Source organism: Serratia sp. NCCP-200, from assembly GCF_059697885.1.
Window position 1 is genome coordinate 75624 of record NZ_BAAKUJ010000006.1, and the last position, 21284, is coordinate 96907.

A 21284-nucleotide genomic window follows, 5' to 3' on the forward strand; every position below is an offset into this window, starting at 1 on the left:
TTCCCTTCGTTTTTCATCTGCTAAACAATAAAATCAGTGTCTTCGTTAATATCGAAAGTGATATGTCGGTCTCGTCGGCGGTTATATTCATCAACGAATGAGAAGTTGTATTTAACCAGTTGTGAACGTATCAAGACTTTATCTAAAGCCTTAACAATAAGTTCAGCCGAAATTTTACCGTCACGTTCTATAAGTAATGAAGGCTTCATTAAAAACTCCTCGTAAAACCAATCTAACCGATTGAGTAGTTCTTTAATCACTTCATGATTAGGTTCTGGGGCCATTAATTCAGCTACAGATAAACTAGTCAGCTGTGAAAGCTGATTGATCTGAATAGCATTGTAGAACTGTGATGGCGGTCTGTCACGTTTTCTAGTATTACAAGTTGAGCATAGAGCTGTGGCAGTACCATCAAGTGGCCATAAAAGAGCCAGTGGACGTGTATGATCGAGGTGCATTTTTCTTTTGTTTTCTAATGGGTTATTACAATTAAAACAATGGCCTCTGAATCGATTCCATATGTCATCTAGTAATTCTCGACCTGTTTGGGTGCGGTAGCTTAACTGTGGTGATAGTTGATAAATTTCAGCAGTCAGTAATTCAAAATTTCTACGTCGTTGCCCGTCCTCCTTCATTTGAGCTGCTGTTCTTTGCCAGTTCAATGGCATATTTACGTAATATTTCTTACAGAAACGGCATTCAAGTTGATATCCAAAGTTTAGTAATTTTATTGCGCCAGTATCAACATCAGTAAGTATACCAAATCCTTTATGTCTGCAAGGTGCCTTGGCAACACAATGGTTCGAAAAACATAAGTGCTCGCGTTCGTTATTTACATTAATGGGCAGAAACCTAGCACAGCGGTTGCAAGATTTGAGGTGAAAAATAATATCTTGGTTGTAAGATCTTAAATCGCCATCATACAATAATTCTACTTCCCCTTCATTTGTATAAAAACCTGCTTCAGGCATAATTGAATGCATGTTTTCGAGGTATCCAAGTTGATCATTTTCGATTGCTATATCGAAAGCATCATGCCAGATTAAACCACATTCTAATTCATATAAAGCAACGTAAGTGTCTACGTGCGAATAAAAGCTAATAGTTGTATTTTCAGAGGTGCTATTACATTGCCACATTGAGCCAAATTTTGATGTGTCAGTGGAGGTTCGCCTTGAAAACTCATTTTTTACTGAGTTAGGATTGTGATACACTATTTCGACAAAATCTTCACATTGGAAGAATCCGCCGAAGCCAACATATTTTTGACCATCACTAATGGGGAACCGAAAGCATACTGTTAGTGTTTTTCCTGCTTCAAGTAGATACGGAGTTACTACCTCACGTTTATATTCACCTCCAGTGCTGTCCGGATGACTTTTGAATCCTGATTTTCTGGTCGTAGTTCTTCTGATGCCTGAGTATGCTGTTTTTCCGGGTAATTTAGCCATAAAAGTCACTGTTAAGGTCAGTAAAAATTTTATTATCTTACTTTTAGTATGGTTTTGTCTATGTTTACCCGATGGGAGTATACCAATGAGGCAAACTCATTCCCTATGATGCCGTGATCCTTGTGTGGAGCACTCTAAGGTACCTACCAGGATCGTAGTGAGAATCATGAATCGCTAGACTGTATGCCTTAACAAAATAATCTTTTTAAAAACAGATGAATAGAACCAGGTTTGAGCGTGCTAAGATAATTTCTGGCCGTTTTCTCCGAGCGCGTGGCAATACGGTGATGCTCTTTTAACGTCCCAAAGCAACGTTCGACGACATTAAGTTTTTTATATCGCTGAGCATCCAGCCTCCTTCGTCCATCCCGACTGACTTTTTCATTCGATTTAAACGATATGACAGCTTTTATCCCTTCTATTTTAAAGCAATCACGAAACTTCCAACGCGAAGACCCCTTATTGGCTACCACTGCATGGGGGGGGCTTTAGGTGGCGTCGCCGCAACGCCTGTGGTGGGCTCAGCCCGCAACAATTTGCTTGAAGTGACCATATCCTAGTAGCAAGTTTCTGTCCTCACGGCGAGGCCTTTTCGAAGTCCTCCGGACTGACGCCACCGAGATGACTGTGGCGCCGGGTACGGTTGTAGTGCAAATTAGGCCTGATAGTTTGCTCAGTGCCATAAGCGGACATGGCTAATTCATCACTGCATCAATCATAGGGGCAGATTAGTGGGTACTATAAGTTGTCAATCGACATCACTGTGTATAGCTTATGCACTATAAATTAAGTGATAGGCGTTATGACATGGACATTAAGGAGTTTCCACCGGGAGTAATCGAACATCTTGGCTGGTATGTATACCGTCTGATTGACCCAAGGGACGGCAGTACGTTCTACGTAGGAAAGGGGAAAGATAATCGTGTATTTGCTCATATGCGTGGTGAGGTCGCAGCAGTTGATGATGATGAGTTACTTAATAACAAGCTCAAACAACTTCGAGAGATCAGATTAGCAGGCCTTGAGGTTATTCATGTTATCCATCGACACGGTATGGCTGATGAAAAGACCGCTTACGAGGTTGAAGCAGCACTCATAGACGCTTACCCCGGTTTGACTAACATCATGAACGGTGCTGGCAGTAATGAATTCGGTGCTGCACACATCAAAGAGTTAATCGCTACGTATCAGCCTGAAACAATTGTTTTCCAACATAAGACCCTGATTATATCCGTTAACAGGAGTTCAAAGGATATTGATCTCTATGATGCTGTGCGTTTTAGCTGGCGTGTCAGCGTAGAACGCGCCCGTAAAGCTGAGGTTATATTGGCTACAGTAAGGGGAATCGTGAGAGGAGTATATGTTGCTGATGAGTGGCTCAAGTCAACCCGTGAGAATTTCCCAGAGATGCCTTCATGGGACGTAGACGATGAGTTTGAAGCTACTCAACGTTCCCGTTTCGGGTTCCGTGGTAGGGTGGCATCTCCTAAGATCACTCAGCTTTATCTCGGCAAGAAGATTCCTGATGACCTCAGAAAGAAAGGCGCTATGTCTCCTGTAAGATATTCACCAGGATTTTGATTTCTGAATGAAGCAGGATTTCAGGTCATAGCTCTTTCTCGCTCATGATGCCCTTGGGTGGCGTCATGATAGGCACCTCAGTACCATAAACTGACATTGAATAATAAAATAAGGGTTAAGTACTCTTCTTGGGAAAGAAGAAAATTAATTTAATGTTCATCTTTAAAAAATACGGCGTGAAAATACACGCCGTTTCCAAATTAGAATGATACTTTCGATTTTAGCAATTTAGCAGCCAGTTCAAAATCTATTTCTCCTGTTTCTGACTCAGTTGCAAGTGTGTAAAGGACTAAAGTATATGTATCCCCTAGCATCTTAGTGATTGCACTCGCAGTTGTTGCAGATATTGCGCCTCCTACAACACTACCAACACCGGGAAGCATCTTAAGTAAACCAGTAACAATAGCCCGTCCAACAAAAACTGCACCGCCAGCACCAACTAATGACGTAACCATTGTAGTAAGAGCGGCTCTGGATACATCCATCCCGAACGTGTAACTAATCTTAGCTATCATCCCTACTTGTATGGGCACTAATGTAAATGCGTCTGAGAATGGTACAGGTATTGCAGCTGCGGCTGCAGCTAGAGCTGTGGCCGCTAATACCTCTTTACTAGCTTGATCTTTTTTTATATCCAATGCCTTTTTATTTTTAATTGACAAAGCATTGGAGAACGCCTTTTTTTGAGCTTCGGGGATAACCTCGTAAGATACTTGAATCAACTCATCAATGCCTTTAACCTTTCTGATGCCTATGATCTCGTCCGTGTCATCGTCATCATAAATAACTTCTTCTATGGCTCGTGTAGAACAGACTGCATGACTGTAGTTTTTAAATGCTTTTCTAACTTCGTCAGTGAACTCGTTATTTTTAAATGCATTGGTTTTTGTCAGAACGACAATTACTGGTATGCCTTTGCTAACAAGATATTTAGCTATATCTATTTCAGCATCTTCGTATCTTTTTCCTGTGTCATTTATACATAACCATGCAAGGTGAACATAGTTTTCTGATAGTTCACTGCTGTTATTTTCATTAATATATGACTCTATATTGAATCTTGTTTTTTCATAATCAGCGACCTCAAGCCCTTGGGTGTCAATAATTTGCAAAGGAACGCCAGCTTTCTTAATAACTTTAATGTTGTCTGTAACTGGTTTGCCAACACCTGTTTTAGCAAAGTTCCCTCTAAACACACCATTTATAAGAGAACTTTTGCCAACGCCTGTTTTACCTATCACTATAATGTTAGCTACTGGCATATCTTTGACTGCATCATTCAAAATGGTATTTATATCTATATTCACGATTGTCATCCCTCATCCAAAACTTTCTCAATCTTATCGTGCAACCACCAGATTATGAAAAGATAAATAGTATTAAGGCGAAAAAATGTACTGCTATGTTAGCGTGATCTGGTAGTGCTCAACCATTGTTTAGCTGTTATGTCCGCTCTTCGCTCATAGCCTCCAGTAGGTTGCTGTTGACAACTCCTGCACCACCTGCAAAAACTTCAGTTATGCCAAGGAAGTTTTTATTGAGCTCCATCAAAATGAATTCCACTTTTTCAGTTGCTTTCTTCCTGAGTTCTTCCACATCAATTTTGTCTTTAGTAGCCATAAGTAACCTCTGTAAAATCTGTCGCTAGTGGGATAGGTAAGCTAGCAACTAGCATATCAAATTTAAACACTTTACGATGTATGAATAACCTGTTAATTTTGTAACCTTCAAAACTTACGCTCATTGAGAATATCCGCAAAACGTCATGCTTCATTTTGGTTTTTTGCATCAAGTTACACTTCAAACACCATAGCGTTTATTCCCCCCAGATGTAATACAGTAACGTCCTCCTCTGGGTCCTATACATACGTTGCCTGATGAGCAAGAACAGGAAGAACTATAATTCTGAGGCTGCTGATGCCGAGGCGTTCTTGGCTGTTCAATTCTTTGTTGCTTTGGAATAGGCGTAGGTTGGGATAGGACCCTTTTTATGTAACATTCTGAGGTTTCACATAAATAGCTCGTAGATACCCAGCGTTCTTCCTCTTGATCTTTGCTTATCTTGCTCCATGAAGTAATCTGTTCATACACTCTTACCTGGGCTCCTCGCTTTAGAGATTGAATCGTACTCCCGTTAGGAGCATTACGTACTTTCAATGTATCGGCATTAATATAATATGCTTTCGATTTCTCATCAGTAAGTATATTTGATGTTGAATTATGGGTGGTAAGAGTTGACGGCGGGTTAGATTGTGAGAGAGGTGTGGCATTGCTTGTTTGTGTTTTATCATTTTTCGCAAAAAGCCAAAAGAAAAAAAGAATAACCATGAATCCTACAGTTTTATTTTTCATTCCACACCTATCCCTCGTATGTGAAAAAACAATATACCGCAAACAGGTGTGCTAAAAATGTGTCGTTTGTCATACATTTTGTACATCGGACATCAAGTGAAACCTAAAGGTTTTCTTACGTTTTTTCCTCGTTCGACTATCACTTACCACTCGCATTGTGATAAATGTATGGGTCATTAAATCAGGATTTAGCCATGGAGTACAAGGATGACCCAGGTTTCAGAACCCCGCTGTGTTTTCACTGAAGGTAGCATTACCTTGCCTGCCGGATACCGTGAGCAAACCGTCAATATTCTGATCGCCCCATCCGGGCCATCACTTAACATCTCACGTGACCAATTGCGCCCCGACGAAGACTTTGCCGCTTACCTGGCCCGCCAGCGTGAGGTGTTGCAAAAAGGCTTGCGCAAGTACCAGGCTCTCGACGAACAGCCCGCCGTATTGGGCGATGGCCTGTTCCACGGCATTATGCTGCTTTCCCGCTATCATCCGCAAAAGGGCCAGACGCTGCACCAACGTCAGGCTGTATTCCCTGTTACGGCTTCTAACGTGTTGATTTTCACGCTGGCGAGCTCCCAGGCCTTGACCGAGCAGGATGAAGCTTTCTTCTCAGCCTGTCTGAGCAGTTACCAACACCCGTAACACCCCCACATTTCGACCAAGGACAGGAGCGAATACCATGCTGGAAGCTGCACGCGTCGGTGATGCCATCGGCCATTCGGGGGCTCTCGCCGGGTTGATTGGCGGCACGATCCTAGGTGGCCTGATCAACGTGGCCGGGGGGATCCTGGGTGGCATGTTGATTGGTGCCGGGTGTGCGTCTGCCTGTCTTGGCGTGGGCTTTTTGCTGATTGGGGCCGGGATCGCGGTTGGCATGGCTGCCAATGCCCTGGGGGAAAAGGCGCGGGATGCATGTGTCGAGGCCGGAGCCAGCTCGATGAGCCCCAGCGGGACGATTATCACCGGCTCGGGCAATGTTTTTATCAATGGCAAGGCTGCTGCCGTAGCTACCTTGAGCACCGTCGCTTGTGACAAGGACAAGGTGCAGCAGGTGGCGCAGGGCTCTTTCTCGGTGTTCATCAACGGCCAGCCAGCCGCCCGCAAGAGCGATAAAACTACCTGCGATGCGACCATCCTGGCCGGTTCCTCCAACGTGTTTATCGGCGGTGGCACAACGACCACGGAAAACATCAGCCCGGAAATCCCCGAATGGGCCTACACCGTTTCCGACCTGACGATGCTTATCGCCGGTCTGGTCAGTGCGAAAGGGGCTGTGGGGCGTGGGCCAGGTGCTGTAGAGCGTCTGATGAGCAAAATTCCGGGGGCTAGCAAGGTAGCCAAAGTGCTCTGTTGGCTGGGGCCGCTGGCGATAGTCGTTCCAGTGATCGGTATTCTGGCCAACCCGGTAGATGTGACTAGCGGGCAAAAATTCCTCAATGACGACGATGACCTGGACTTCACCCTCGATGGTGAATTGCCGTTGTTCTGGCAACGTAGTTATCTCAGCAGCCATGCAGCGGAGAGCGTACTGGGGCTGGGCTGGAGCCTGTTCTGGGAAAGCGAACTGCGGCAGGTGGAAGAGGGCATCTTGTGGCGTAACACCTATGGGGATTTTATCCCGTTCCCTGAGGTACCCGTTGGCCATCGTACCTTCTGCCCCGATCAGCAGTGCTGGCTTACGCATAAGGAAGATGGCACGTGGTGTATCAGCGATGCCGGTGAACTGCGTTATCACTATCCGGCCTTCGACGCCGAGGGCCGAGCTCCCCTGAGTGCCATCAGCGACAATGTCGGCAACCAGCAGTCATTCCACTACAACGAACAACGGCAGATGGACATCATCACCCGTACCGGTGGCCAGGCCCTGCGTTGTGAATATCACCCCGAACTCAACCGTCTTACTGCCGTGTGGCAGCAAACCGTGGAGGGTGAGGTGCAACGCGTTCGTTACCAGTATAACGACGCAGGCCAACTGGTCGCGGTGCAACACCGAGGTGAAGCAGTGATGCGTCGCTTTGGCTGGGATGAACAGAACGGTTTGCTGCTATGGCATGAGAATGCCACCGGGTTTCGCTGCGACTACCAGTGGCAGGAAATGGAGGATATCTGGTGCGTCACCGAACACCACACCAGCGAGGGTGATGGCTATCGGCTGGCCTATGATGAAGAACGCAATCTGCGCACCGCGACCTACCAGGATGGCAGTCAGGCGGTGTGGGAACTAGACGAACACCGTCGCGTCAGCCGTTACACCGATCGTACCGGCAACCAGCATCAGATGCTGTGGGATGAAGCTGGTCTCCCTGCCGGTTACTGCTCGCCGCTGGGCCATCTACGCAAATGCCAGTGGGATGAACTGGGCAGGCTGGTGTCCGTCACCGATGCCAACGGAGCCACTACGCGTTGGCAGTACCAACGCAACAGCGATCGGCAGACCTTTGTATTCTGGCCAGATGGCATTGCAGAACGTACCGTCTGGGATGAACAGGGCCGGGTGGTGCAGGAAACCGACCGGTTGCTGCAATCGACGCACTATCATTATCCACACATCCATACGCTGCTGCCAGACCGCGTCACCGATGCACGGGGTGGCGATAGTCAGCTAAGCTGGAATAGCCGGGGGCAACTGACAGGCTACACCGACTGTTCCGGCCAGCCCACTACCTGGGGCTATGATACGCTGGGGCAGATGGTCTCCCGCCGCGATGCATTGCAGCAGGAAACTCGCTACCAGTATAACGACGCAGGCCAACTGGTCACACTGACCCTGCCGGATGGTTCAACGGAGCAGTTTGACTGGTCTGATGCGGGGCTGCTGCTCAGCCATCAGCAGGGGAAAAACCTGCCGCGCCACTGGCATTACAACGCACGCGGGCAAACCCTGAGCGCTACCGACCGCCTGAACCGCACCCTGCGTTACGAGTATGACGTGGAAGGCCACCTGCTCAGCCTGGATAACGCCAACGGCGGTATCTATCGCTTTACCCGTGATGCGGAAGGCCGCTTGCAGGAAGAGCAGCGCCCGGACGATACTCGCTATGGTTACCGTTTTAATGTCGATGGGCAGGTTGCCGAAGTCGTACAGCGTGGTACCGCAGACACGGAAGGGCATCGCCCGGAGAAAGTTAGCCAACTGACCTACGATGCCGTAGGCCAGGTGATTGCGCGCCAGACGCAGACCGAGCAGGTCATATACCAGTGGGATCTATTGGGCAGCCTGCTTAGTGCCAGCCGTATTCCGACCGAGCACGGTGAGAAGCTGGGTATCCAGCCTAATACCGTGAGCTTTGAACGGGATGCGTTGGGTCGGGTGACTAGAGAGCATAACGGCGTTGAAGCACTGAGCTACCAGTATGATGCATTGAGCAACCTGACTACACTCGGTCTGCCGAACGATGACCAGTTTCAGTGGCTGCATTACGGTTCTGGGCACGTCACTGCCATCCGTTTCAATGACCAGATAATCAGCGAGTTTGAACGCGATGCACTTCACCGTGAGACCAGCCGTACTCAGGGGGCTTTGACGCAGCACCGGCGATATGACCGCCTGGGTCGTCGCCAGTGGCAGAGCAGTATCAGCAATCGCCTAACCGACGCACTTACCTTCCCAGAGCAAGGGGTTCTGTGGCGAGCTTATCATTATGACGATCTGCATGAACTGGCTGCTGTGGAGGACAGTAATCGGGGCATGCTGAGCTATGGTTATGATGTTGAGGGTCGGTTACGTAGCGTCTATTCGGCACATAGCGATCAGACCTCTGTGCATTATGATCAGGCTGATAACGCCTTGCTACTGCCATTACTGACGCCGGAAAGTTCACCGTATGTCCGTGGCAGCCAGCCTTATAGTGATAACCGGTTGACCCTCTGGGAAGAATGGCAGTATCAGTATGATGCCTTCGGCAATATGTCGGTCAGACAGAAAGGTCCCGGCAGCCAGCACTATCGCTATGATGCGGATAACCGTCTGGTGGGGGCGAAAGGTGACGGGCCGAAGGGACTGTTTGAAGCGCAGTACCACTATGACGCGCTGGGCCGTCGGTCAAGCAAGGTGGTCACCATCCGTCAGGAACGGCGTGAGACCTATTTCTTGTGGCAAGGATTGCGGTTGTTGCAAAGCCGTACTGACGATCATCAACAAACCTACTGCTATGACCCGAACGAAGCCTATACACCGCTGGCCTGCATTGAACGGCACTACAGTGGGGATAAACTGTACTGGCATCACACCGACCTGAATGGTTCACCACAGGAAGTGACCAACGTGCAGGGTGAGATGGTGTGGTCGGGGCAGTATGGGGTGTTTGGTCAGGTGGCACGGCAGACCGATGCAATGTGGCGTAATTTCAGCCAGCCGTTGGGCCGATTCCGCCAACCACTGCGTTATGCCGGGCAATATCTGGATGAAGAGACCGGACTGCACTATAATACTCACCGGTATTATGCGCCGGAAGTAGGCAGATTCACGACGCCAGATCCTCTCGGTTTAGCGGGAGGGTTGAACCTTTATCAGTACGCACCAAATCCGCTAGGGTGGATTGATCCCCTCGGGTTGAGTTGTGGGCCAAAATGGAAACAAAGACGGGTATTTAAAGATGGGGATTCTGGGCTTAAGGATCATGCTCGTAGACACTCAAATTTGACGCCTGAACAATATTTAAAAAGAGGGCAGAAAAATATAGCGGATGGTATAGAACTGAAGGGAGGTGGAAGATCCCCAGATTCAAAATACTATGTCCGTAAAGTAGGGGATGATTCTTATAGCCTAACTATTACAGATAAAAAAGGGCAAATTGTTTCTATTGATACTTGGAAGGATGGGGCAAAGCCAATGACTAAATCTCGTGTTATGAATGGATTGGAGTCTAGTGGTATATCGCCTCCAAAGGGTTTTTGGGAGAGTTTATAATGACTAGAGCTAGAATGATTGAGTTAAAAGATGCTCTTGAAGATGCTGGCTGGGAAGTTTCTACAGAAAATAGTAAAGGTGATTTTTTTTATGTGGAAGATGAAGTGGTTGAATGGAACTTGCTAAATGAAAATAAAGAGAAAAAGAGATTGTTAAGATTCTGTTTGTTTGATTATTTAGGAAGGCGAACAACAAATTTATCTGATATTCTTTATGTTGAAGAAGCAAGCTTGGGTATTGAGCTGTATTTTAAAAAAATAAACACAAAAGAATGGAAGGCCACCATGAAGGAGTTTGTAAGTGCATTGTCTTGATTTTTAAGTGAGTTGAGGTAAATAAAAATATAGGTTTTATATTTTTTTATTCGTCTCATTAAAGAACCCGATAAATGGCCGAGCACTGGAGTTAGGCTATGGCAGTTTTCGAGCCTGTCCATAATTCTGTGTAACTGCCAGCGTATTAAAGGTGATCGTTTAGACGGTCACCGAACTCGATAATAAAACGACTCATTGCCAGCCGCCAGTTCTGGATCGGCATATTCCATTTTTTCGACGCCGCCTGGATTGCCAGATAAATCACTTTTCGCATTGAGTCATCCGTCTGGAACACTTTACGCTTCTTGATCGCCTGCCGGATAACGCTGTTCAGCGATTCGATAGCGTTGGTCATGTAGATAGCCTTTCGGATATCCGCGGGATAATCGAAGAACGTGTTAAGATTTTCCCAGTGAGTACGCCAGCTTTTGCTGATTTGCGGGTATTTTTCATCCCAGACGCCTGCGAACTTGCCCAACGTCATCAGAGCCGCTTCCTCTGTCGTAGCCTGGTACACCGTTTTCAACCCGCTGGTGATCGCTTTGTGTCTCTCCACGACACATACTTCAGGCTGTTACGCACCATGTGGATAATACACAGCTGGATGTGGGTTTGCGGATAGACGCTTTTTATCGCATCGGGGAAGCCTTTCAGACCATCCACGCAAGCAATCAGGATGTCTTGAAGACCCCGATTTTTCAGCTCGGTCAAGACGTTGAGCCAGAACTTGGCCCCTTCATTCTCTGCCAGTCACATGCCCAGCAGTTCTTTTTTGCCCTCGGTATTAATCCCCAGGGCCAGGAACACAGCCTTGTTAATGACGCCACCATTGTGGCGAACCTTTACCACAATACAGTCTAAGTAAACAATGGGATACAGTGAGTCCAATGGCCGGTTTTGCCACTCGGTGACCTGCTCTTTAACGGCATCAGTGACTTTTGCGTATTCCGCTCTGTTCGATCACGGATTGGCATGGAACTTCGATCACGTATTGGCACCGAAGTTCGATCAGGATTTCGTCTCCATTCGGTCAACCGGGATGCGTTAACTTTTCCTACTGCTTTTTAACCTGTTTTTTCCTCGCTTTCCACTGCCGTTTTGCTTTTCCTCATCGATTCTCCTTGCAGTACAAGTCTGTGGCCGTTATGCACCAGTCTGTCCAGGATCGCATCTGCCGTTGTCGGGCTCTCCATCAGCCCGTGCCACTTATCTACTGGGAACTGGCTCACCACCAGGGTACTGCTTTGTCCGTACCGGTCTTCCACTATTTCCAGCAGGTCGTTACATTGCGCGTTGCTCAGGGGTTCCAGACCCAGATCGTCCAGGATGAGTACCTGCGTTTTTTGCAGTTGTTTCAGGTGCTTCAGCCAGCTACCGTCTACCCGGCCCTGCGCCAGCATTTCCAGTAACCGACCGGTACGCCAGTACTGAACGCTGTGTTTCTGGCGACAGGCCTGCTCACCCAGAGCATTGGCGATCCAGCTTTTCCCACACCCCGTCGGGCCGGTGATCAGGATGTTTTTCCGATGCGTGATGTAATGACCGTTCAGCAGTTCCCGCATCTGTTCGGCTCTCAGCCCCCTTGAGACGGGGTAGTGCAGCCCCTCCGGCGCTGCCTGGTATTTCAGGTTCGCACTCTTCCTCAGACGGGCCACCCGACCGTTTTCCCTGTTCAGCAGTTCGTCATCTGCCAGCAGGATCAGCCGTTCCTCGAACGACAACTCGCCGTAGGTCTGCGGTGTTTCTCGCTGGCGGATCAGGCTCCCTGCCATCGCCGGGAGCTTCAGTTGGGTCAGTTTGTTTAACAGGTTATCGCTCATGCCGTTTGTTCCTCTGTTTGTCAGTTAGTGGTAGTAGCCTGGACCGCGCAGGTTTTCATGCTCCAGCGAGGCCGGAGAGTGTTGTTCGCTCTGACTCGATAACGGCAGCTCCTGGTTCTCGCGATTGTGGCGCAGCAGGTTGTCGATGAAGCGCCTGTCCGGTGTTTTGTAATGCCAGGCGACGCAACTGGCTTTTTCCAGCCTCTCTTTTCCGTATTTTTTCTGCAGTGCGGTCAGACCGAGCACCGCACGGTAGGCCAGTTCCGGATGGGCTTTGGCTTTCAGCATGGCGTCAACCACTCTGCCGGTGAACGGGCCGATGCGACATCCCATCTCGACCAGACGTTCTGGCGTCCATGTCCCGTGCCCCAGGTGCCGAGCCGGCATGTGCAGCGGATTGGTAGAGTGCTGATATTCATGGAGGCTGCGCGGATGCTGCGCCACGCACTGTCCCTTGTGCCAGACCTGGACCACCGACTGACCTGCCTTGAGCGACAGGCGCTGACCAACCAGCTCATGCGGGACCGAGTACCAGTGATGCGCATACTCAACGTGGTAGTCTGGGGCGACCTTCACCGCTTTGTATTCGGTGTACTCGTACGCTGCCAGAGGCAGCGACGAGAGCGCCGGTGCATCCAGTACGCGGAAGCGCTCTGCGCGGCTCTGGTTGCCGTACCCTTTCATTGGCCGGTTATTCATGTCCGCCAGTAGTTCACGAAGACGGGTATTCAGCGCCCTGAGCGTGTAGAAGGTTTCATTGCGGATGCGGGCAAGCAGCCATCTTTCGACGATGAGAACGCCGTTTTCTGCTTTCGATTTATCTTTCGGCTTATAGGGGCGAGCCGGGATGATAACGGTGCTGTAGTGCTCCGCCAACGCCTGGTAACTGTCATTGATGACGGGTTCATAGCGATCGGCCTTTTTCACCGCGCTTTTGAGGTTATCGGGGACCAGCAGCTTCGGTACACCGCCCAGGAAGGCCAGGCAGCGGCTGTTGGCGTTCAGCCAGGACATCATATCTTGACCTTCACAGGCCTCCACGTAGGTGTAGTTAGACGCCCCCATCACGGCCACGAAGATGGCCACACGGCGAACCTCGCCGGTATCCGGGTTGATGACGGGAACCGTCGGGCCGCAGAAGTCGATAAAGAGCTTTTCACCGGCACGGTGCTCCTGGCGCATTGAGAGGCGCCGTGTCTTTTTCCACTCCCGGTAGCATCGGCAGAAGTGGGAGTACCCCATCGCCAGTTCCCCGGCCTGAGCCTTGTACTCCATCCATAGCAGTTGCCGCGTCACGCCGGATTTTCTCATCTCGGTATCGAAGTGAAGCAGATCCGGCATGACCCGCTCTGATGCAGGTATGCCTTTGGCCGGGAAGATGAGTTTTTCAAGGCCATCGTGGGATATCGCTTCAGGAAGGGGCCATGGCAGAGACGTGGCTTTAAAGCGGGCGAGAACCTCAAAAACCGTCGAGGCACTGATTTTCATCGTCAGCCCGATACAACGGTTGGTCAGCTTCTGGTCGAACTTGAGCTGAAGGATCTTGAAACAGGTTTCCATAGGGCTCCTGGCTTTTCTCTTTTTGGACATCGATGCCTCCATTGGCGTAAAAATCAGCCATGGAGACCGTGTAAGAAAGAGTTAATTCCCGGAGTGATCGGCAGGATGCCAAACCCTGATCGGAGGCATGCCAAACCGTGATCGATTGTGATGCCAAATCGCGATCGGAGATGCATGCCAAATCATGATCGATTCGAATGCCAAACAGTGATCGATTCAGACGCCATTTTGCAACTTTGGATATCAACGTGGGTGACACGTCGGCATCGTACATCTCTTTGAACGTGGCAACGATTTCATTCGTGGTCATTCCTTTGGCATATAAGGATAAAATCTGGCTGTCCATCTGCGTAATACGCGTCTGATTTTTCTTTATCAACTGGGGTTCAAAGGAGCCTTCACTGTCACGTGGTGTGTTCAGCTCGATCTCGCCATCATCAGTGAGCAGCGTTTTAGACGAGTAACCGTTACGGGTATTCGAGCCTGTTTTAGGGGCCTTTTTTTCATGGCGAGGTGTTCAGTAAGTTCGGCATTCAAGGCGGTTTCGACGGTGAGCTTGGTCAGCATACGAGAAAACGCATTGAGATCGGCTTCGGTTTTAAGGCCTTTGGCCAGTTCGGCAGCAAGTGCCTTAAGTTTCTTTTCGTCCATAAATTGCCTGTCTCCATTGTCAGGAGGAACATATCAAAAACAGGCAATTACACAATTTAAATTACAATCTCCAGTTTCCGCTAACTGAGTTGCCGGTTTTTCCTCATCATCAATAGCTTTTTAAAGCTGTAAAGCTCCTCCAGAGATCTTTCCGTTTTCCGGCCAAGATTAACCCATGTTAGCGATTCACTATGCGAATTAAGGAGCACTAAGTTATATTTCTAGGTCTTCCCCGTTTTTTTCTGTTCGATAAATTATATTCGCTACGTCCGAATGTACGAGCTCCCTGTGGCAGGCTAAAACGTACAGCTGTATCAACCTTAGTAATATAGGTAATTACTTTCTGCAATGTGCTACGCTTCTCCTGGTCGGTGTAATGAATGTCACCAATCCCTAACTGAGCATAGGTACTGGTTATTGCATTACAGTTAAAATAAATTCCGATACCGTCAGTGATATCCCTTTTCCAATACTCTCCTATACATCGAGCCAGTGTTACATCCTTTCTAACTTTGCTACCGTCAAAGAAAAAGCAGGTATGATAATGGAACCCTTTTCTCTGCCCATACTCAAGCTTCCAGATATACCCTAAGCAATGCTTAAATAAAGGGTGTGACTGAACACGTTTAAATAATCGCTTGCGATGTAACCGGGTCATATCGGCAGAAATTTTTTTACTTTTAACGATGACTTCCTGATATGACAAGTCGACACGAATTACCAGCAAACGAGAGTGATTTTTAAATAGATTATCTACGTATGCTAATGTTCCAGCCAGATTTTTACTGGCAGCCCTTTGATAATTACGTAGTCGTCGCTTATGAGTGACTGATTGCGCTTCTTTTCGAAACAACTCCAGCCAGTGGTTTATTGTTGCAACCTCGCATAATGACGCCCCCCATGGCCTTGATGATTCAGCCAGGTTGTGGTTTTTGATAGTATCACTGAATAGCAATATCGTTGGATGTAATTGTTGATGTTCACCGATACTGTTTTCTAGTTCAGGTAATCCACTGATAGCTTCCTCAAGTAGAAAACCAGTTTTGATTTTCTTATAGTCTCCTGTTCTGGTAACTCTGAATGCCGCAGTCTCGGAAGTTACAATTTTATTCAATATTGAGAGTAATCTGCGTTGTTGCTGTACAGTATCGAATTCGTTGATGACTACGAGTGTGGTATCACAGTAAGCTACATGCATACTAGTTGATTCTATATCAAAACAACTGTCAGTGAACATTATAATTATTATCCTGTATCTGTGCTGTGTGAATAATAAATCATACTTGAAAGAGGTAACCATTACAGGTTACCCTCATATCAGTATTAGTAGGGTGGCTATTCAGTTTTGTATGAAATTGAATAGCATTATATACATGCATTAGTATGATTTAGTTAATTAAATAACAGTTAATCATGGTTGGTATTATTAATATAACTTTAATTAATAATATAAGAACCATAATTATTTTCTTTATCACTGTAAGCCTGTCGCTACCTTCTATGAGGATAATGCCATCCGGGAACCTGTTTCAGCTCCCACAGACTTGTCGCCACACCAGGGAAAGTTAGTGCACCAGTACCTGTTTCCTGGCTAGATGAATACCAGCTCATGTTGAGGTCCTTACTTCCTGTGTCGGTCATTTAGCCACTCCAGGAACTCGCTCAGGAACCAGCGACTGGAACGCCCAAGCTTCAGTGGTTTTGGGAATACATTATTAATCATCAGCTTGTAGATAAATGCCCTTGATAACCCCGTGTTTTCACAGATAAATTTCAAATCAACCAGTTTGAATGGTTGCTCATCTTTCCTCTGATTGTCTTCCTGCATCTTCTTTTTCATGGCATAGCCCCTTGTTACGTTGAACTCAGGGCATAAGGTAAACAACAAAATCCATTAAGTAATGATAAAAATTTTGCTGTAAAAAAATATATTGACATTATCTTGTTTGCGTGATCACTGTGTTTGGTGATGCTTTAACTCATTAAGATTTATACCATAATTTCCTTTTTCTTCGTCAAGTGCATCCAGTAGCGGTAAGAGTGTTCCCCGATCCAGTACCTTTTCAAGTGTTCTCAGAACACCTGTATTAAATTTACTCCCGTTAAATTCGGTTCTGCTGTCTGAGCTTTCTACTGGCAGTCCTTCCAGCAGGTTATAAATTTGCCTTAATGGTAATTGTTTTCTTTCTTTGATCTGCCAGATAATCAGGTCCATTAACGGAAGCGTTTTATGCAATTTAATATCTGACATCTTCCTTATGGTGAGTTTCTTTTGTTGGCGCAGACCTGCAAGTATATTTTTGAATGCCGCAATAAGCTGTTTTTCACTGAAGGAGGGGTCCACAGACAGATAAAGCTGTTCTATACCACGATTTTTTGACTGAATGGCGGTTAATGTTGTGTCACTGTTAATGTCTTCTTTTTTTAAAAATCCGGTATAGCAAGGGTGTGAGGTGTTTGCATAAACAGGCAGAGTAGTAATTTCTGTTGATGAGATCGCATGATAGCAATCGTGGATATCGCTAATATTTAATTCCCGTACAGGTATGTGGGAACGGTGCTGATCGAGTGTAAACCATTCCAATACTCCCCAGTCGGCCAATTCATCTTCCTGTTCTCTTTTATCAACCAGAGAGATAATGCGTGGGTCATCTTTATCGGAAATAAAATAATTATTTATAGTGGGATGACCTGTTGTTATATCAGAGTAAATCTTATCAAATAATGCTTTAGATACGATGCCGTAGTCACCATCTGTATGTGCAGCATTAGCTGAGTCAATCCTGGCTATCAACTCAACGATAAGTTCTCTGAAAGATATTTCATTTGCAAACTGATAATTTTTTATGTTAAACCAGTTTACATCCTCCTGCTTTGCATCGTATGCCTTGCACTTTGCACGAGATAAAATCTTACTGTAATAGCTCTTTGCCTCTGTGCTCATAGCTGCATTTGTACCCTTTTTTCCTTTTCTACCCTTTATCACTTTCTTCATATGTTCTCCTTGTTGCACTGAAGTGGCATTTTTCTTGTTGAAATCATATTGCAGAAATCATGGTAACGGACTGTTAGTGGCTCATCACGTTCCTTTTAAGCTGCTAAATCTGCTTAACTTAGCAGGTTTAGCAGCTTTATGATCTCAATGCTAATCCAATTCTACATGACTAAATTTGTCTATTACTGGTTTACCACCTGAAACCATACGGGGCGACAAGCATTGTTCTGCCATTAAGCGCTATTGAAATCCGGTAAGTATCACGCAGATGCTCTAGGGATGGCTGTAATCGACCTGGCCTGCGAAGCTGGTTGGGTACCCTGGGGCTTATCCAACTCCTTGCTAAGGGCTGACCGTTATTATCTAAAAAACGCTCATGAAGCCATGCCATTAACAGCTCTGCATCCTGAACATGCTGGGGCTGCTCTGGTTTAGAGCCAAACAAAAAAAGTGCCTCGTTCAGATACCATTCACTGACTTGTTGCGCATTTCGTAATGTCTTTTCTGGAATATCCCCCTCGTCACCACTGAAGTAGTGGAACAGGGCAGCAAGACGTGCCACTTTATTACCTTCTTTAGAGGCAAAATCGCGCAGGGAGTAGTAATGACCATTCTCAGACATTTCCCGCTCTAAACGCTCGGACATATTCACCCACTGCAGCTGTGCTTCTGGCGTAAAAGTCAGTTTTTGTCGTCGTAATGATGCCTTTTGTTCTGTTGCATGGGTGTAAGAGTCCAGTAACTGCCGGAGGCGCTGATGATACGGGACCAGCAATTGCCGGTAATTTTCCAGTGTATGGCCCGTCCGTGTACCAATCGCACTTTCAGGGCGAGCGAAAAAGAACCGGGCCAGGAAGCCAGTTCCCCGGGCTTGCTGCTGTGCCCGTTTAAAATACTTACGCAATGGGGCGTCCTGGACCATCAGACTCGCGCTAAGCCTGGCATCGCGGACATTAAAACTTTCGGAACACCGCCGGGAGACAGTAAATGGCGTGCCGTCCCATAGATCGTTAAGTAGCCCCAGATTCTGTATTGCCTGTCCTCCCAGAATAATGTCGCCTTCCGCAGAATGTAATGCCATTGAGCCTCCGCCTTTATACAGCTGAAACTGCAATGCCGCCGGTGTAATATCACTTCCCAACAGCCGTACCTGTAGAGGCTCCAGCAGCCGGTTTTTCTGGTGCACCCGGATAAGCTCCTTTATCTCCTCCCGTGACTGATTATTTTTGGTCTTTTTATGCAACACGCTTTTCAGTGCCTTGAGTTCTTCCTTCCAGATCTCCAGTTCAGTTTCATACTGTTGCATCGCTTTTTCGTACAATGCTCCGGCCTCACGCTCGTACTCATGTACGGGAGCCATGAAAAGCTTATCAACCGTTGATTTACGTTCGCCTGACTCAGCCACGGTACAAAAATTACACGAAACAGGGAGTGTCATATCTTCTCCCGGAGTGACATCAATAAGCCCCTGGCAAAGCAGTGAAACAGGGGCCATTGCAGAAGCAAAAATCAGCGGTAGGGGCGCTTTTGTTTTGCTGGACACGCCAATAATCGCCTCACGGATAAGGCCTGGTACAGATTGTAAGGGAAACCGTGGTCCTCCATGTAAAGATGTGTATGAGTAAATGCTGTTCACAATATCTCCTTTCTGTTTTTTAGTTATTAAACATGACCTCATGATGCTTATTGAAAACATCCTCTGTAATTTTTACAAGTATTTATGATTGCCGGTTTTCAGCGAATTACGCCGATGGATATCAGTAGACGTCGGTAGGTGTTGATGGAATTAAGCGCGTGTTGCATCATGTTTTTATGGCATGACTTGTCAATTTTTTAATTAATTGCGAAATTCTCATTTATTGTAAGGATAAATAATGGCAGGGAAATAATAAATCATTATTATATGTTAATAATTTCATGGGCATGTTTTGTTTGCCCTCTTACCAGAAAATATTCAGATATATATCACCTTAATGAGCAGCGATAGACACGCGTATATGTTCACTGCCTGGTGATTCAGGCGATTCAATACTAGTCTCGTTCCCTCCTGTGTAGTGACACACACTGTCGCACAGCAATGACTTTGGATGAGAATCAATCAATTCGAATGACATATCCGTGCAACAGCCCCCCTTACAGTGTGACCTCTAACCACACTGACTGAGGAAGAACAATGGCTGTCTACCGCAATGACCCCGATTTAAACCTGCTGGGCCAGTGCAGCAATGAAGAGCTGCAGCTACTGGTTTCTATTCTGACCACTGACCCTCGTGACGGCGACACCCGCTGGACAGAGAGCCTGACCAGCACCCCGGAATACCGTCTGCTGGCACCGGAACATCGGCGCTACTGGCAACTGATAGCGGCTGAACTTCAGCGTTATGGGGCCAATACGCTGGTAAGTCTGATGAGGCTGGGACAGGGCGTGACCTACCGGGAAATCCTCGGTGACGTTTGTGACAAACTTGATGTGAACTACAACCTGAAAAGCAGCACCGAGACCATTGAGTTGTGCCTGCTGATGAAGGTGCTGGAGAAAAGCCTGGACCAGATGACACCGGAAGAACTGGCTACCTTTTCCCGCAATATGCAACTCGACCTGACCAACCCCACCCCTCAGCTCATTCTGATGGCAGTGCAGGCTGCCATACGTACCTCCTCTCTTGCCGCACTGGAGCTCGCCACCGTGCTGTCTGCCAGCGTCATTACCTCACTGGGAGGCATCGCCACTTGGGGCACGGTGGTGGTGGCATCCAGAGCTCTGTCCGTTATTGCCGGTCCCGTAGCCATTGTGCTCAGTTCGGCGTGGATGATTTCCGACATTGCGGGTCCGGCTTACCGGGTCACCATACCGGCCTGCATCATCGTAGCCTGGCTCCGGCAGCAACGCCTTTCCCGTTAATCCATTTTTCACTGCCAGCAGATGACTGGTACCAATATTTTCTGCTGGGAGCACACACCATGCCTGAACAGGGACACCGCTATGATCGGTTGGCCAGCCGTCTCGCCATACTGGTCAGTCGCCTCTTTATGGGCGAATCACTCAGCGTCAGACAACTGGCTCAGGAGTTTGGCGTTTCTGAGCGCACCGTTCAGCGCGACCTGCGTGAGCGTCTGCGTTATCTCGACATCGAATATTCCAGTGGAAGCTTCCGGCTCCTGGATGCCCGGGGTCCCTTTCGCACCAACAGCGACATTCTCCGCTTTGCCCGGATAACCAGCGTGGCGCATTATTTTCCTACTCTGGATCCCAGACTACTGTCGGTGTTGCTCGATAGCGGTCAGGATTCCCCCTGCATTATCTGGAATGCCCGGCCACGTCAGGCACCTGCGTTGTTTGGCGGTTTCCAGGTCATCGTTCAGGCCATCATCCGTAACCGCCGTGTTCACTTTCTACATCAGGGTCATCAGCAATCTGCTGTGGCCCCTTACCGGCTTATCTGTCTGGACGGGGAGTGGTACCTGGTGGCCGTATCGAAAGATCGCATTCAGGTGTTCACCCTTTCAGCAATCACCGATGTGGTGATGACCCTCAGCGGTTTTGTGCGAAACAGCCATATCACTCGCATCTTTCAGGACCCGAGATTCATTCAGGCTCTGCCGCATTATCAGTATATCAGCGGGCTCATCAGAGAATGAGCCTGCATTCCC

The 21284-nt window shown here is 47.5% G+C and carries 16 protein-coding genes and 3 pseudogenes; 6 read left to right on the forward strand and 13 right to left on the reverse strand.

Annotation, left to right across the window (positions count from 1 at the left end):
- Positions 1–20: 20 nt before the first annotated feature.
- Together AC6HVW_RS19010 and AC6HVW_RS19015 are read right to left on the reverse strand one after the other, a co-directional pair.
- Positions 21–1451, reverse strand: a complete 1431-nt coding sequence (locus AC6HVW_RS19010) for a hypothetical protein (protein ID WP_497569603.1) — start codon at positions 1449–1451, stop codon at positions 21–23.
- Positions 1452–1639: 188 nt separating this feature from the next.
- Positions 1640–1939: pseudogene (locus AC6HVW_RS19015) on the reverse strand (IS5 family transposase); the annotation flags it as partial.
- A 319-nt stretch (positions 1940–2258) separates the two neighbouring features.
- Between AC6HVW_RS19015 and AC6HVW_RS19020 the strand changes: the two are divergent.
- Positions 2259–3032, forward strand: a complete 774-nt coding sequence (locus AC6HVW_RS19020) for an LEM-3-like GIY-YIG domain-containing protein (RefSeq protein ID WP_497569604.1) — start codon at positions 2259–2261, stop codon at positions 3030–3032.
- 200 nt (positions 3033–3232) lie between these two features.
- On the opposite strand, the gene AC6HVW_RS19025 is transcribed toward AC6HVW_RS19020, so the two are convergent.
- The 3 genes from AC6HVW_RS19025 to AC6HVW_RS19035 all read right to left on the reverse strand — a co-directional run bounded on the left by AC6HVW_RS19025 (position 3233) and on the right by AC6HVW_RS19035 (position 5384).
- Positions 3233–4348 (reverse strand): YcjF family protein, encoded by a 1116-nt coding sequence (locus AC6HVW_RS19025; RefSeq protein ID WP_497569605.1) that lies wholly within the window; start codon positions 4346–4348, stop codon positions 3233–3235.
- 127 nt (positions 4349–4475) lie between these two features.
- A complete protein-coding gene (locus AC6HVW_RS19030; RefSeq protein ID WP_497569606.1) occupies positions 4476–4652 on the reverse strand; it encodes a hypothetical protein in 177 nt (58 codons plus the stop codon).
- Positions 4653–4832: 180 nt separating this feature from the next.
- Positions 4833–5384 carry an SH3 domain-containing protein gene (locus AC6HVW_RS19035; protein ID WP_497569607.1) on the reverse strand — a complete coding sequence of 184 codons (552 nt, stop codon included), beginning with the start codon at positions 5382–5384 and terminating at the stop codon, positions 4833–4835.
- A 207-nt stretch (positions 5385–5591) separates the two neighbouring features.
- Between AC6HVW_RS19035 and AC6HVW_RS19040 the strand changes: the two genes are divergently transcribed.
- From AC6HVW_RS19040 to AC6HVW_RS19050, 3 genes are read left to right on the forward strand one after another with little or no spacing between them, the layout of a single operon-like run.
- The gene (locus AC6HVW_RS19040) at positions 5592–6026 is read left to right on the forward strand and encodes a DUF1795 domain-containing protein (RefSeq protein WP_497569608.1); all 435 of its coding nucleotides are present in this window, start codon (positions 5592–5594) and stop codon (positions 6024–6026) included.
- A gap of 37 nt (positions 6027–6063) precedes the next feature.
- Positions 6064–10293, forward strand: a complete 4230-nt coding sequence (locus AC6HVW_RS19045) for an RHS repeat-associated core domain-containing protein (RefSeq protein WP_497569609.1) — start codon at positions 6064–6066, stop codon at positions 10291–10293.
- The gene (locus AC6HVW_RS19050) at positions 10293–10607 is read left to right on the forward strand and encodes a hypothetical protein (protein WP_497569610.1); all 315 of its coding nucleotides are present in this window, start codon (positions 10293–10295) and stop codon (positions 10605–10607) included. The genes AC6HVW_RS19045 and AC6HVW_RS19050 overlap by 1 nt, the downstream gene beginning before the upstream one ends.
- Before the next feature lie 145 nt (positions 10608–10752).
- Here the strand turns inward: AC6HVW_RS19050 and AC6HVW_RS19055 are convergent.
- The 8 genes and pseudogenes from AC6HVW_RS19055 to AC6HVW_RS19090 form a co-directional block, all read right to left on the reverse strand.
- A pseudogene (locus tag AC6HVW_RS19055) lies at positions 10753–11549 on the reverse strand (IS256 family transposase); the annotation flags it as partial.
- Positions 11550–11671: 122 nt separating this feature from the next.
- A complete protein-coding gene (gene istB / locus AC6HVW_RS19060; RefSeq protein WP_419236845.1) occupies positions 11672–12427 on the reverse strand; it encodes an IS21-like element helper ATPase IstB in 756 nt (251 codons plus the stop codon).
- A gap of 24 nt (positions 12428–12451) precedes the next feature.
- The gene (istA, locus tag AC6HVW_RS19065) at positions 12452–13987 is read right to left on the reverse strand and encodes an IS21 family transposase (RefSeq protein ID WP_497569611.1); all 1536 of its coding nucleotides are present in this window, start codon (positions 13985–13987) and stop codon (positions 12452–12454) included.
- Between the two features lie 232 nt (positions 13988–14219).
- Positions 14220–14638: pseudogene (locus tag AC6HVW_RS19070) on the reverse strand (transposase); the annotation flags it as partial.
- Between the two features lie 208 nt (positions 14639–14846).
- Positions 14847–15875, reverse strand: coding sequence for a YagK/YfjJ domain-containing protein (locus AC6HVW_RS19075; protein ID WP_497569612.1), 1029 nt, complete (start codon positions 15873–15875; stop codon positions 14847–14849).
- 384 nt (positions 15876–16259) lie between these two features.
- Positions 16260–16478, reverse strand: a complete 219-nt coding sequence (locus AC6HVW_RS19080) for a helix-turn-helix transcriptional regulator (protein WP_497569613.1) — start codon at positions 16476–16478, stop codon at positions 16260–16262.
- Between the two features lie 114 nt (positions 16479–16592).
- A complete protein-coding gene (locus AC6HVW_RS19085; RefSeq protein WP_497569614.1) occupies positions 16593–17633 on the reverse strand; it encodes a DUF6387 family protein in 1041 nt (346 codons plus the stop codon).
- A 190-nt stretch (positions 17634–17823) separates the two neighbouring features.
- A complete protein-coding gene (locus AC6HVW_RS19090; RefSeq protein ID WP_497569615.1) occupies positions 17824–19269 on the reverse strand; it encodes a YfjI family protein in 1446 nt (481 codons plus the stop codon).
- 537 nt (positions 19270–19806) lie between these two features.
- Between AC6HVW_RS19090 and AC6HVW_RS19095 the strand changes: the two genes are divergently transcribed.
- On the forward strand, positions 19807–20535 hold the full coding sequence (locus tag AC6HVW_RS19095) for a YaaW family protein (protein ID WP_418355234.1): 729 nt from the start codon (positions 19807–19809) through the stop codon (positions 20533–20535).
- A gap of 59 nt (positions 20536–20594) precedes the next feature.
- The gene (locus tag AC6HVW_RS19100) at positions 20595–21272 is read left to right on the forward strand and encodes a helix-turn-helix transcriptional regulator (RefSeq protein WP_497569616.1); all 678 of its coding nucleotides are present in this window, start codon (positions 20595–20597) and stop codon (positions 21270–21272) included.
- The last annotated feature ends 12 nt before the right edge of the window (positions 21273–21284 follow it).